The organism is Kitasatospora sp. NPDC087271, from assembly GCF_044744605.1.
Lineage (GTDB): Bacteria > Actinomycetota > Actinomycetes > Streptomycetales > Streptomycetaceae > Kitasatospora.
Genome location: NZ_JBIUYQ010000016.1, coordinates 132,438 through 145,237 on the forward strand (window position 1 = coordinate 132,438; position 12,800 = coordinate 145,237).

Annotated in this window: 10 protein-coding genes; 4 read left to right on the forward strand and 6 right to left on the reverse strand. The window is 74.5% G+C overall.

Going from position 1 to position 12,800, the window contains the following annotated elements:
• Positions 1 to 3: 3 nt before the first annotated feature.
• The 3 genes from ACIO9K_RS25375 to rsmH form a co-directional block, all read right to left on the reverse strand.
• A complete protein-coding gene (locus tag ACIO9K_RS25375; protein ID WP_400333366.1) occupies positions 4 to 2,178 on the reverse strand; it encodes a peptidoglycan D,D-transpeptidase FtsI family protein in 2,175 nt (724 codons plus the stop codon).
• Positions 2,175 to 2,669 carry a hypothetical protein gene (locus ACIO9K_RS25380; RefSeq protein ID WP_363582930.1) on the reverse strand — a complete coding sequence of 165 codons (495 nt, stop codon included), beginning with the start codon at positions 2,667 to 2,669 and terminating at the stop codon, positions 2,175 to 2,177. Before ACIO9K_RS25380 ends, ACIO9K_RS25375 begins: the two co-directional genes overlap by 4 nt.
• A 133-nt stretch (positions 2,670 to 2,802) precedes the next feature.
• Complete coding sequence (gene rsmH, locus ACIO9K_RS25385; protein WP_363582932.1) at positions 2,803 to 3,777, reverse strand: 16S rRNA (cytosine(1402)-N(4))-methyltransferase RsmH; 975 nt, start codon at positions 3,775 to 3,777, stop codon at positions 2,803 to 2,805.
• A gap of 563 nt (positions 3,778 to 4,340) precedes the next feature.
• Between rsmH and ACIO9K_RS25390 the strand changes: the two genes are divergently transcribed.
• The 4 genes from ACIO9K_RS25390 (at position 4,341) to ACIO9K_RS25405 (ending at position 9,970) form a co-directional block, all read left to right on the forward strand.
• Positions 4,341 to 4,883, forward strand: a complete 543-nt coding sequence (locus ACIO9K_RS25390; protein WP_063347243.1) for a carbonic anhydrase — start codon at positions 4,341 to 4,343, stop codon at positions 4,881 to 4,883.
• A 272-nt stretch (positions 4,884 to 5,155) separates the two neighbouring features.
• The gene (locus tag ACIO9K_RS25395) at positions 5,156 to 6,202 is read left to right on the forward strand and encodes an AAA family ATPase (RefSeq protein WP_400333371.1); all 1,047 of its coding nucleotides are present in this window, start codon (positions 5,156 to 5,158) and stop codon (positions 6,200 to 6,202) included.
• Position 6,203: 1 nt separating this feature from the next.
• Complete coding sequence (locus tag ACIO9K_RS25400) at positions 6,204 to 7,520, forward strand: DUF58 domain-containing protein (protein WP_363618874.1); 1,317 nt, start codon at positions 6,204 to 6,206, stop codon at positions 7,518 to 7,520.
• On the forward strand, positions 7,517 to 9,970 hold the full coding sequence (locus ACIO9K_RS25405) for a DUF3488 and transglutaminase-like domain-containing protein (RefSeq protein ID WP_363618873.1): 2,454 nt from the start codon (positions 7,517 to 7,519) through the stop codon (positions 9,968 to 9,970). The genes ACIO9K_RS25400 and ACIO9K_RS25405 overlap by 4 nt, the downstream gene beginning before the upstream one ends.
• Before the next feature lie 122 nt (positions 9,971 to 10,092).
• On the opposite strand, the gene ACIO9K_RS25410 is transcribed toward ACIO9K_RS25405, so the two are convergent.
• The 3 genes from ACIO9K_RS25410 to ACIO9K_RS25420 all read right to left on the reverse strand — a co-directional run bounded on the left by ACIO9K_RS25410 (position 10,093) and on the right by ACIO9K_RS25420 (position 12,257).
• Positions 10,093 to 10,482: a DUF3040 domain-containing protein gene (locus ACIO9K_RS25410; protein WP_350884379.1), complete on the reverse strand. Its 390-nt coding sequence runs from the start codon at positions 10,480 to 10,482 to the stop codon at positions 10,093 to 10,095.
• Between the two features lie 410 nt (positions 10,483 to 10,892).
• Positions 10,893 to 11,645 (reverse strand): methyltransferase domain-containing protein, encoded by a 753-nt coding sequence (locus ACIO9K_RS25415; protein WP_363378597.1) that lies wholly within the window; start codon positions 11,643 to 11,645, stop codon positions 10,893 to 10,895.
• Between the two features lie 45 nt (positions 11,646 to 11,690).
• Positions 11,691 to 12,257, reverse strand: a complete 567-nt coding sequence (locus ACIO9K_RS25420) for an SAV_6107 family HEPN domain-containing protein (protein WP_400333453.1) — start codon at positions 12,255 to 12,257, stop codon at positions 11,691 to 11,693.
• Positions 12,258 to 12,800: the final 543 nt, after the last annotated feature.

The window sequence follows — 12,800 nt, forward strand, 5'->3', positions numbered from 1 at the left end:
CGCTCACGGCTTCCACTCGACGGGCAGGTTGGGCGCCTGGCTGCCGCTGGGCGGGACCTGCATGGTCTTCAGGGTGAACTCCATCACCTGCTTGAACACCGGTCCGCACAGCTGGCCGCCGAAGTGGCCGTTGACCGGCCCCTGGAGGGTGCAGGAGACGGTGTACCGGGGGGCGTCGGCGGGGGCGAAGCCGATGAAGGAGGCGGTGTAGCCGTCGTAGCCGACGCCGTTGGCGGCCCCCCGGTTGGCGGTGCCGGTCTTGCCGGCGACCCGGTAGCCGGGGATGGCGGCCTTGCCGCCGGTGCCCTGCTCGTCGTCGACGACCGACTCCAGCATCGAGGTGAGGGTCTTGGCGGTCTGTTCGCTGACCACCTGGGTCTGCTCGCCCGGCGGGGTCGCGGTGTACTTGCCGTCCGGGCTGGTGGTGCCCTGGACGATGCTGGGCGCGACCCGGACGCCGCCGTTGGCGATGGTCGAGTACACCGAGGTGGCCTGCAGCGCGTTCATCTGCAGCGGGCCCTGACCGAAGGCGATGTTGTACTTCTCCGAGGCGACCAGGTCCCCCGGCTTCTTGAGCATCCCAGGGGTCTCGCCGGGGAAGTTCAGACCGGTCGGCTGGCCCACGCCGAACTTGCGCATGTAGCCGTCCAGCGTCTTGTTGACCTCCGACTGGTCGGCGCCGAGGGTCTCGACCGCCTCGATGGTGCCGATGTTGGAGGACTTGGCCAGCACCCCGGCCAGGGTCAGGTACCAGTCGCCGTGCTCGACGTCGTCCTTGAACTGCTGGCCGGCCCGGACCAGCCGGTTGGGCACGGTGACCTTGGTGTCCCAGTTGGCCTTGCCGGTGTCCAGGACGGCGGCCAGGCTCATCAGCTTGGCGGTGCTGCCCGGCTCGTACGCGTCGACCAGCGCGGCGTTGCCCATCTGGGACTGCTTGGCGGTGCTCAGGTCGTTCGGGTTGAAGCCGGGCGCGGTGGCCATCGCCAGGACCTGACCGGTCTTCACATCCTGGACGACGACGTAGCCCTTCTCCGCCCCGGAGTTGGCGACCTGGTCGGTGAGCGCCCGCTGGGCGGCCCACTGGATGTCCCGGTTGATGGTCAGCTTCACGTCGGTGCCGGGCACGGCCGGGTCCATCGAGCCCCCGGCGGTGGGCACCAGCCGGCCGCCCGCCTGGGCGTAGCTGCTGTGCCCGTCCTTGCCGGCCAGCTGCTTCTGGTACTGGAGCTCCAGGCCGCCGGCGCCCTCGCCCTCGCCGTTGACGAAGCCGACCAGGTTGGCGGCCAGGCCGTCGGCGGGGTAGATCCGCTTCTGGGTCTCCCGGTTGAACACCCCGGCCAGCGGGTTGGCGCACTCGTTGTCGACCCGGGTGCGTCCGCCCTGGTCGGCGGCCTTGGTCAGCAGCCGCTTCTGGGCCTGGCAGGTCCGCGAGCCGGCCTGCTTCTCCAGGCCCGCCTTGAGGTCGCTGATCTGGCTCTTGGTGGCCGGGGTCTGCTGGGCGGCGAGCCGCTTGTAGCGGGTCTTGGGGGTGTGCAGGTCGGCGGCGATCTTGTCCTTGGGCACGCCGAGGATCGGCGCCAGCAGGGCGGCCGCCTGCTCCGGGGCGTCCGGGATGCCGGTCGCCGCCGGGGTGAACATCGCCGGGTCGGCGGTGATGTCGTACGCGTCGACGGTGGCGGCCAGCGCCACCCCGTCGGAGGACGTTATCGAGCCGCGCTCGGCGGTGATCGGGATGTTCAGGTAGCGGTTGGTGTTGGCGTCGGCGGCCAGCGCGTCGGAGTCCAGCAGCTGGAGCTGCACCAGGCGGCCGGCGAACACCGAGAACACCAGCGACATCACCACGGTGATCACCCGCAGGCGGCGTTTGGGCTCGGCCAGCCGGAGCGCCTTGGGGCGCAGCGGGCGGCGCGGCCGGACGGCGGCCTGGCTCCGGGCCGGCGGGCGGCCCTCGGGGCGGCGCTGCTGCGGTGCCCGGGGTGTACGGGCGGCGGCGGCCTTGGCGGGCTGGCCCTTGGCCGGCTGCCCCTTCGCGGGCTGGGCCTTGACGGGCTGTCCCTTCGCGGGCTGGGCCTTGCCGGCGGACTGGCCGCGCGGCGCGGCCGCGCGGGGCGCGGCGCCCTTGGGCGGCTGGCGGCGGCCGTTGCCGGAGCCCCCGGACGGCTGACGTGGCGTGCTCATCGGCCCGCACCTCCGGTCGACGGCGCGGCCGGGGAGGCCGGGTTGATCTGGACCACGGAGTCACCGGCCGTCGCCGCGGGACTCGGCGCGCCTGGGGGCGCGCTCGCCGGGGGCGCACCCGCCGGGGCGCTCGGCGCCGGCTGCTTCATCGGCCACGGGTCGACCGTCGAGCGCTTGACCGGCGGGCTGTCCTGCGCCGGTCCGGGCGTGCCGATCACCTTGCCGCCGTTCGGGACGTCCAGGAAGGCCATCCCGCCGGCCGGGACCATGCCCAGCTCGGCGGCCCGCCGCGCCAACGCGTCCGGCGCCGAGCTCTGGTCGATCTGGTGCTGGAGGCCCTGCTTCTCGTCGGTCGCCACGGTGGTCTGCTTCTGCAGCCGGGACAGTTCGAAGGAGCCCTCGTTGAGCGCCGTGTTCAGCGCCAGCAGCCCGAGCAGCCCCGCCGCGAGCAGCACCACCACGAGCACCGCGAAGGGCGTGCGGCCCCGCACCGGACGCCGCCCCGGCCGGACCGTGATCCGCGCCCTGCCCTGTCCGGGGAACGATCCCCGCCCCGCCCGGACCCCACCGGCCACCGGCCCCACTGCTCTCCTCCGCCCTTCGGACCCCGCCGGGGCCGACGTTTCAGCCCCGCTTGCTACGGTCCCTGATCCTCTCCGCCACCCGCAGCCGTACGGGCGCGGCGCGCCGGTTCTCCTCGATCTCCTCCTCCGTGGCCAGCTCGGCACCACGGGTGATCAGCTTGAGCCAGGGCTGGTGCTCCTCCGGGATGAACGGCAGCCCCGGCGGCGCGGTGTTGGTCGACCCGGCGGCGAAGTACTGCTTCACCAGCCGGTCTTCCAGCGACTGGTAGGACATCACGACCATCCGACCGCCGATCGCCAGGGCCTCCAGCGCACCGGGAATCGCCCGGTCCAGGACCTCCAGCTCGCCGTTGACCTCGATCCGCAGCGCCTGGAACGTCCGCTTGGCCGGGTTCCCGCCGGTCCGGCGGGTCGCCGCCGGAATGGCGTTCCGCACCAACTCGACCAGACGCGCGCTGTTGGTGAACGGTTCCTTCTCCCGCTCCCGGAGGATCACCGAGGCGATCTTCCCGGCGAACCGCTCCTCGCCGTAGACCTTGAGGATCCGGGCCAGGGCACCGTGGCTGTAGGTGTTCAGCACCTCCGCCGCGCTGATCCCCCGGGTCTGGTCCATCCGCATGTCCAGCGGCGCGTCCTGCGCGTACGCGAAACCGCGATCGGCCTCGTCCAGCTGCATCGAGGAGACGCCGAGGTCGAACAGGACGCCGTCCACCCGGTCGATGTCCAGGCGCTCCAGCACCTCGGGGATCTCGTCGTAGACGGCGTGCACCAGGGTGGCCCGGTCGCCGAAGGGCGCCAGCCGCTCGCCGGAGAGCTTCAGCGCCTGCGGGTCGCGGTCCACCGCGACCAGCCGCACCTCGGGGAACTGGGTGAGCAGCGCCTCGCTGTGCCCGCCGAGGCCGAGGGTGGCGTCCACCACCACCGCCCCGGGGCGCGAGATCGCCGGAGCCAGGGCGTCCATGCACCGCTGCAGCATGACCGGAACGTGCTTGGGGCCCGGATCGTTGGTGGTCATGCGCGGTGGCGCCCTTCCTCAGGTGCGGAGCAGCCCGACGACCGGGAGCTCCGACCATTCTCGCCCACCACTGCACGACGCGACGACGCGGCCCGTGGTCCCCGCCCGCTCCAGGGGGAAGATCGTGACCGCCCGGCGCCGGGGAAGGTGCGCCAGGTGGGCACGGAGCGGGTGGAGGCCACGGGCCGCATCAACCGGGCCACCCGGGCCGGAAAAGCCCGGTTGACGGGATCCGGCGGGTGTGCTCCACTGCGCCGCAAACTCTATCGCGCGGGCCCCGCCAGTCAATGGTCCGCTCCGGCGCACCACCCGGGCGGCGGTACGGATCACCGCAGGTCGCAGCCATGGAAGTGGCCCCGCAGAGGTACCGGCCGGGGGCCCGCGGGAGCGGCCGCGCGCCCCACCCGCGCACCCGCCCCACGGGCGCTCCGGGACCAGCCCGGACAAACCCTCCCGAACGCGTGGAACGGTCCGCCTGTTGTGGCTATGCGCTCGATCACAGCGGCCCGATCTGTAGCTCTCCTCCCCACCGCGGACGCCCGAATCGCACTAACGTCGCCACCATGACAGTGACCCCCGACCGGCCGACGCCGACCGACGCTGCCGACTCCCCGCGACCCGCCATCATCGACCGCTTCGTCACGGACAACCGCGAGTACGCCGTGACCTTCCGGGACGGCGGCATGGACGCCCGCCCGGTCCAGAAGATCGCCGTGGTGGCGTGCATGGACGCCCGCCTCGACCTGTTCGCGGCGCTCGGCCTCGAACTGGGCGACGCCCACGTCATCCGCAACGCGGGCGGCGTCGTCACCGACGACACCATCCGCTCCCTCACCATCAGTCAGCGCGCCCTCGGCACCCGCTCGGTCGCGCTGATCCACCACACCGGCTGCGGCCTGCTCGGGCTGACCGAGGACTTCCGCCGCGAGCTGGAACTGGAGGTCGGCCAGCGCCCGCAGTGGGCGGTGGAGGCCTTCGTCGACCTCGACGGCGACGTCCGCCAGTCCATGCAGCGGGTCCGCACCTCGCCCTTCCTGCTGCACACCGACGACGTCCGCGGCTTCGTCTTCGACGTCCACACCGGGCTCCTGCGCGAAATCCACTGAACCCCGTACCCGCACCACCGCCCCCGCACCGCGCACCGCCCGGCCAACGGCGTCCGGGCATCCGGGGCCGTCCCGAGGGTGACTTCTGGTCACCGGTCAGGGGAGAATGCGCCTGCCGGTCAGACCCCGAACCACCTGGGGCGGCCAGGCCGCAGGCCGCTACCCCGGCACCGGATCCCCGACGGAACCGCCCCCGGGAAGGCCGCGTCAAGCATGGGGTGGGGTCCGGCCTCGGGGTGAGGCGGGCACAGGGTGCCAGGGAGCGTATACGGGTGACGAGCTACAGCGATCAGGCCGGTCTCGGCAGTCCTGCGGGGGGCGGCCAGGGGACGGACGGGTACCACCGGGCCGGACTTCCCGAGCTCGCCGCGGTCGTGGACCGGATCCGCGCCAACATCGAGAGCGTGATCGAGGGCAAGCCGGAGGCCGTCCGGATCGCACTGACCGTCCTGCTCGCCGAGGGCCACCTGCTGCTGGAGGACGTGCCCGGCGTCGGCAAGACCATGCTGGCCAAGGCGCTCGCCCGCTCGGTCGACTGCACCGTCCGCCGCATCCAGTTCACGCCCGACCTGCTGCCCTCGGACGTCACCGGCACCAACATCTACGACCAGCACCAGCGCGACTTCGAGTTCCGCCCGGGCGCGATCTTCGCGCAGATCGTGGTCGGCGACGAGATCAACCGCGCCTCGCCCAAGACCCAGTCCGCGCTGCTGGAGTCGATGGAGGAACGCCAGGTCACCATCGACGGCACCAGCTACGAGCTGCCCTCGCCGTTCATGGTCGTGGCCACCCAGAACCCGGTCGAGATGGAGGGCACCTACCCCCTGCCGGAGGCCCAGCGGGACCGCTTCATGGCCCGCATCTCGATCGGCTATCCCAGCCCCGAGGCCGAGTTCGCGATGCTCGACGTGCACTCCGGCGCCAGCCCCCTGGAGGACCTCCAGCCGGTGGCGCACGCCGCCGACATCCTCAAGCTGGTCGACCTGGTGCGCAGCGTGCACATCGCCGACCCGGTCCGCCGCTACGCCGTCGACCTGGTCGGCGCCACCCGCGCCAGCCACGAGCTGCGTCTGGGCGCCTCGCCGCGCGCCACCCTGCACCTGGTCCGGGCCGCCCGCGCCGCCGCCGCGCTCGACGGGCGCGACTACGTCACCCCGGACGACATCCAGCGCCTGGCCGTGCCCGTCCTCGCGCACCGCCTGATGCCGACCGCCGAGACCCAGCTCAGCCGCCGCACCGCCGAGCAGATCGTGACCGACCTGGTCGCCCGGCTGCCGCTGCCGCGCCCGCAGGGCGGCCCGGCCGTCCGGAGGGGCTGAGGTGGCCCCGTCCGACCCGACGTCAGGACTGCGGGCCGGGCTGCGCGGCCTCACCACCCGGGGGCGCTCCTTCCTCGCCGCCGGCGTCACCGCGGTCGGCTGCGCCTACCTGCTCGACCAGGACGCGCTGCTGCGCGTCGGCGTGCTGCTCGCCGCGCTGCCGCTGGCCGCCGCGCTGGTGGTCGCCAACACCCGCTACCGGGTGGCCAGCGGCCGCCGGCTGAGCCCGCGTCGCGCGGTGGCCGGCCAGGAGGCCCGGGTCCACCTGCGGGTCGACAACGTCTCCCGGGTGCCCACCGGGCTGCTGCTCCTGGAGGACAAGGTCCCGTACGTGCTCGGGCCGCGCCCGCGCTTCGTGCTGGACCGGGTCGAGCCGCGCGGCCACCGCGAGGTCTCCTACCGGGTCCGCTCCGACCTGCGCGGCCGCTACCCGCTCGGGCCGCTCCAGCTGCGGCTGTCCGACCCGTTCGGGATGTGCGAGGTGAACCGTTCCTTCTCCGCCTCCGACGTCCTCACCGTCGTCCCCCAGGTCCAGGCCCTGCCGCACGTGCGGCTGAGCGGCGAGTGGGGCGGCCAGGGCGAGAGCCGTGCCCGCACCCTGGCACTGGCCGGCGACGACGACGTGATCCTGCGCGAGTACCGGCCCGGCGACGACCTGCGCCGGGTGCACTGGAAGTCCACCGCCCGGTACGGCGAACTGATGGTGCGCCGCGAGGAGCAGCCGCAGCGGGCCCGCGCGACCGTCCTGCTGGACACCCGGGAGATCGGCCACCGGGGCATCGGCCCCGCCTCCTCCTTCGAGTGGGCCGTGAGCTGCGCCGCCTCGGTCGCCGTGCACCTGCTGGAGCGCGGCTACCAGACCCAGCTGCTCACCGACACCGGCCAGTGGGTGCCCGGCGCCGGCGGCGGCAACACCGCGGCCGACGCCTCCGGGCTGATCCTGGACGCGCTCGCGGTGGCCGACCTGTCCGACGGCGCCGGCCTCTCCCGCGCCGAGGAGCCGCTGCGCGCCGGCGGCGAGGGACTGCTGGTCGCCGTGCTCGGCGAACTCGACGAGGCGCAGACCGCCCGGCTGGCCCGGCTGCGCAACCGCACCGGCGGGGCCGTCGCGTTCCTCCTCGACACCGGCACCTGGGCGGGCCTGCGGATGCTCGCCCCCGACACCGGCGGCGACGAGTTCCGCAACCGGGTCCGGCAGCTGCGCGAGGCCGGCTGGACCGTCCTGCCGGTCAGCTCCGGGGACTCCGTCCCGGACCTCTGGCAGGCCGCCGACGGCGCCAAGACGACCTCCCCCTACCGAGAAGAGGCCGGCGCGTGACCACCCGGGCCAAACTGACCGTCTACTCGGCGCTGGCCACCGCCCTCGCGTCGCTCTGCCTGACCCCGCTGCTCACCACCAGGAGCTGGGTCACCCACGCCTTCCTGGTGATCGCGGTGATCGCGGCGGTCGGCGCGGGCCTGCGGCGGGCCCCGCTGTACCGCTGGACGGTGCCCGTCGGCCAGCTGCTGGTGCTGTTCCTGCTGATCCTGATCGGCTTCGCCGGCTCCGGCTCGCTGCTGGGCGGCGTGGTGCCCGGGCCGTCCTCGCTGCGCGCCCTGGACCACGTCATCAACTCCGGCCTGGACGACATCCAGGTGTACGCCATCCCGGCGCCGCCCAACCCCGGCCTGCGGCTGATCCTGGTCACCTCGGTCGGCCTGGTCGCCGTCGTGGTGGACACCGTCGCGGTGACGTACCGGCGCTCGGCGCTGGCCGGGCTGCCGCTGCTGGCGCTGTACTCGGTCGGCAACGGGCTCTCCGGAGACCACGGCAGCTGGCTCTGGTTCGCCCTGGCGTCGGCCGGCTACCTGGTGCTGCTGTTCGCCGAGGGGCAGGACCGGGTCTCCCGCTGGGGCCGGGTCTTCCACGGCGGCTCGCGCGACGGGACGAGCTCCGGCCGGGTCAGCCCGGGCGGCCAGCAGGTCGGCGTCCTCGCGCTGGTCGCGGCGCTGCTGCTGCCGGTCGTCCTGCCGCACTGGGACTCCGGCCTGCTGAGCCCCGACTCCGGCGGGTCCTCGGGCAAGAGCTCCATCGGGTCGGCCACCAGCCTCGACCCGCTGGTCAGCCTGGAGTCGGCGGTCACCAAGCCCACCAACAACGAACTGCTCAGCTACACCCTGGACAGCGAGATCGCCGACCAGATCTACCTGCGCACCGGGGCGCTGGACCAGTTCGACGGCACCAACTGGCGGCTCGGCAGCACCACGGTCAACGACCTCCCGTCCTCCTTCCCCGCCCCCGAGGGCCTGCGGGACGCCAACCTCCCCCGGATCGAGGGCGACTTCCAGATCAGCGACCGGCTGGAGAAGAGCTGGCTGCCGATGCCCTACCCGGCCGCCTCCGTCCAGGTCCCCAACCGGTCCGACTGGAAGCTCGACCCGCTCACCCGCACCGTCCTGCCGACCAACGACCGGGCGATCCGCAGCCTGCGCTACCACGTCAGCGCGCTGGACGTGCGGCCCACCGCGAACGAGCTGCGCACCGCGTCGACCGCGCCGCAGGACATCCGGGACCACTACACCGGCCTCCCCCAGGACCTCCCGCCGGTCGTCGCGCAGCAGGCCCACGAGGTCACCGCCAAGGCGACGAACGACTACGACCGGGCGATGGCGCTGGTGAGCTGGTTCACCGGCCCGCAGTTCCAGTACGACACCGCGGTCAACGGCGGCACCGGCAGCAACGCGATCGCGGTCTTCCTGCGCGACCGCAAGGGCTTCTGCGTCCACTTCGCCTCCACCATGGCGGCGATGGCCCGCACCCTGAAGATCCCGTCCCGGGTGGCCGTCGGCTTCACCCCCGGCGACGCCAAGGGCGGCAACGTCTACTCGGTGACCGGCCGGATGTACCACGCCTGGCCCGAGCTGTACTTCTCGGGCTACGGCTGGCTGCGCTTCGAGCCCACCCCGAGCCGCGGCGTCCAGCCCCGCTACACCGAGCAGTCCACCACCCCGACCACCGCGCCGACCCAGCAGCCGACCGCCTCCGCGCAGAGCTCGGCGCCGGTCGCGGCGCCGACCGACAGCAAGGACTGCGACGCGAAGCAGCGCCAGCTGGGTGAGTGCGGCGGCAAGAGCAAGGCCGTCAGCAGCGCCGCCGAGGACTCCTGGCTGCTGTCCGGGCAGGTCCTGGGCAGCGCCGCCGTGGTGGTGCTGGTGATCGCGCTGCTGCTGGTGCCGATGCTCTGGCGGTCGGCGCTGCGCCGGCGCCGGCTCGGCTCCGGCGGCCGGCGCGGGCCCGGCGGCGGCCCGGCCGAGCTCACCGACGCCCAGGTGCTGGCCGCCTGGGACGAACTGATCGACTCCGCCTGGGACCTCGGCATTCCCCCGGACGAGTCACGCACCCCGCGCTCGGCCGCCCGGCGGATCACCGAGAAGGCCGAGCTGGACGCGGACTCGGCGGCGGCCGCCGGGCGGCTGGCGCTGGCCACCGAACGGGTGCTCTACGCCCCGGCCGGCCAGGTCACCACCGCCCCGCTGTCGGCCGACGTCCGGACCGCCCGGCAGGGCCTGCGGGCCGCCGCCGGCCGGGCCGGGCGGACCAGGGCGGTGCTGCTGCCGCCGTCCTCGGCCCAGCTGTGGTGGCGGATCTCGGACGCCCTGCGGGCGGCCCGGGAGGCGGTCGGCACCAGCGTCGGCCGGGTGTCCGCCGCGGTCACCGGCCCGGTGCGGCGGGTGGTCTCCCGGCGCAAGCGCAAGCCGGAGTCCGAGCAGGCCTCCGGGGAGTCCTGAGCGGGGCCCGGGCGAACGGGCCGTCGCGCGGACGCGGGAACGCCGGGGCGGGCAGTCGATCGACTGCCCGCCCCGGCGTTCGTCCAACGTGTGCGCGCCCCGGCGGGCGCGCCGTGCGCGGCTCAGAAGCCGCCGGCCTGCTCGTCCCGACGACGCTGCCAGCGCTGTTCCACCCGGTCCATCATCCCGGCCTTGCGGCGGGGCGCGGCGGCCGGCCGGGGGCCGGAGCCCTGGCCCGCGGGGCCGCGGCGCCAGCCGGTCACGGCGAACACCGCGCACCCGAGCATCACCAGGAAGCCCACGACGCTGACCCAGATCTGGTCGGGGACGACCATGCCGCCCATCAGCAGGCCGATGCCCACCACGAAGCCGGCAACGGCCAGGTACACCCGCCGGCGGGTGTAGGTGCGCAGCCCGGTTCCCTCAAGCGCCGTCGCGAATTTGGGATCTTCGGCATACAGCGCTCGCTCCATCTGGTCGAGCAGTCGCTGCTCGTGCTCCGAGAGCGGCACGGAGTCCTCCTACTCGTCGGTCGCGGGTGCGACCGGTCCGCCACCCCGGTCGGGGAGGCAAAGTCCAATCAGCCTTCGGGGCACACGGTCGGACGCCTGTGCGGGGGGACCCGGCCCGTGTCGTCCATATGCCCCACGCATCCGGCTGTCATGCTTTCCGGCTTTACCCAGATCATACGGTCCGTGGGCCCGTTACGGAGTGGTCTGCGCCGCGTGGGACGGGCCACTTCGACCGGGCACGGCCGCACCCGGCTCAACGCCACGGGACGCGGACAAGTGCCCGAACGGGTGGAATCGGTCCGGACCTGGGCAGGTTCGGGACCACCCGGACGAGGCCGGGGGGCGTCCGGAAGGCGAACTGCCGCCGCACGGTGTGCGAACCGTACGGCGGCGGACGGTCCCGCGGCCGCTCAGGCCAGGGTGGCCAGCAGGTGCAACTGGGTCGCCACGGCGTGGAACGCGGGCTGCTCGGCGGCGGCCTCCTCCAGCTTCAGCAGCGCCTCCATCGCGCCCGGCTCGGCGTCCACCAGCACCCCGGGGACCAGGTCGGCGAAGACCCGGACGCCGTGCACCGACTCCACCCGCAGGCCCGCGCCCTCGGCCAGCCGGCCCAGCTCCTCGCCGGTGAAGCGGCGCGGCATCGGGTCCTGCTCGCCCCAGCGGCCGTCGGTCGCGGACAGCACCGTACGGGCCTCGGTGAAGTGGCCGGCCAGCGCGCGGGCCAGCACGGCGCCGTTGCGGTTGGCGGCCAGCAGGCTGACCAGGCCGCCCCGGCGCAGGGTGCCGGCCAGGCTGCCGAGCGCCTCCGCCGGGTCGTCCACGACCTCCAGCACGCCGTGGCAGAGCACCGCGTCCACGGTGCCGGGGGCGACCAGCTCGGGCAGCGTCTGGGTGTCGCCCTGGACGGCCCGGACCAGCTCCGTCACCCCGGCCTCGGCGGCCCGGCGCTCCAGCGCGAACAGCGCGTCCGGGCTGGGGTCGACCACGGTGACCCGGTGGCCGAGCTTGGCCACCGGCACGGCGAAGTTGCCGGTGCCGCCGCCGGTGTCGACCACGTCGAGCACCGGCTGGTCCAGCTCGGCCGCCCGCTTCTCGAGGGCGGCCCGCACCACCTCCCACACCACGGCGGTACGCAGGGCACTGCGGGGACGCGTCGGGTACAAGGCGGGGCTCCTCGGCACATGCAGATCGATCAGGATGCCTCCACCTTAGACCGGGCGGGTGGCGGGGCCCGTCACCCCCGGCGGGTCGTCGCCGTCCAGCGGCAGCCGCGGGGCCGGCGGGGTCGGGCACAGGCCGAGCAGGCGCTCGACCAGGCGCAGGAACAGGGCGGAGTTGCGGACCAGGTCGTCGGCGTCACGGGCCGAGGCGGCACCCCTGATCCCGGCCTCGGCGGCCGCCCGGCGGCGGGCGCCGGCGCCGTAGTAGAGCGCCCACTCGGCCAGCTCGGGGGCCACCTCGGGCAGCACCTCCCAGGCACTGCGGATGGCCTTGCGCCGGCGCGGGCTCTTCTCCGGCCGCCCCCGCACCGCGAGCACGGCCGCCACCGTGCGCAGCGCGGCCAGGTGGGCGGTGGCGTACCGCTCCAGCGGGTCCTCCAGCACGCGGGCCCGGGCGAGCGTGCGGTGGGCGTCGGCGAGGAGGTCGAGGGCGGCCGGCGGCGCGGCGGTCCGGCGCAGCACGGGGTGGACGTCCCCGCCACCCGGGCGCCCGCCCGGGGAGGACGGCGGGGCGGCGGAGTGGAGGCGGACGGTGACGGGCTCAGGACGGCTGATGGTCATGGTCTCCCCCGTTCCGAGGCAGCGCGCGGACCGGGCGGTCCGTGCCCCTCCATCGTGAACGGGACCACTGACAACGCGGCCCGAAACGGGTGAGCGGCGGCGGGCACCGGCCTGTCCCCCCAGGTCCTGTGCCGCCGCCGTACGCCGCCGCTCCGCCGTTCCCCACAGGCGGCGGTGGCCAGCTCCCCCTTCCGGTGGCCGGTCTCCCCCCGGCCCGCTCCGCCGCCCCGTGTCGGCGGTGCGAGGCCCGTGACCGGCTCCCGCGGCGGACCTCCGCCGCCGCCCCGCCGACCCCTCATCTGCCGGCTGGGCGGACGGATCCGCCACCCGGGGCGGGGCGCCCGACGCGCCGCCGTCCCGGTGCCACCACTCTCCCGTCCCGGCAGGTCGGCGGGCCATCCGCTGACGTACTCAACCCCGGATCTGAGTACGCGTACTCAGATCCGTCGGCCCCGGACCCGGCCGTGGCCGGAACCGGCGGGCCGACCCGGCACGTCCGGGTACGGTACGGCCGTGGCCGGGGCGGACCGGCCACGG

What these genes read in the sequence shown, in the direction of transcription:
- ACIO9K_RS25375 (WP_400333366.1), bottom strand. Translation starts at nt 2,178, where the DNA reads ATGAGCACGCCACGTCAGCCGTCCGGGGGCTCCGGCAACGGCCGCCGC.
- rsmH (WP_363582932.1), bottom strand. Translation starts at nt 3,777, where the DNA reads ATGACCACCAACGATCCGGGCCCCAAGCACGTTCCGGTCATGCTGCAG.
- ACIO9K_RS25390 (WP_063347243.1), top strand. Translation starts at nt 4,341, where the DNA reads ATGACAGTGACCCCCGACCGGCCGACGCCGACCGACGCTGCCGACTCC.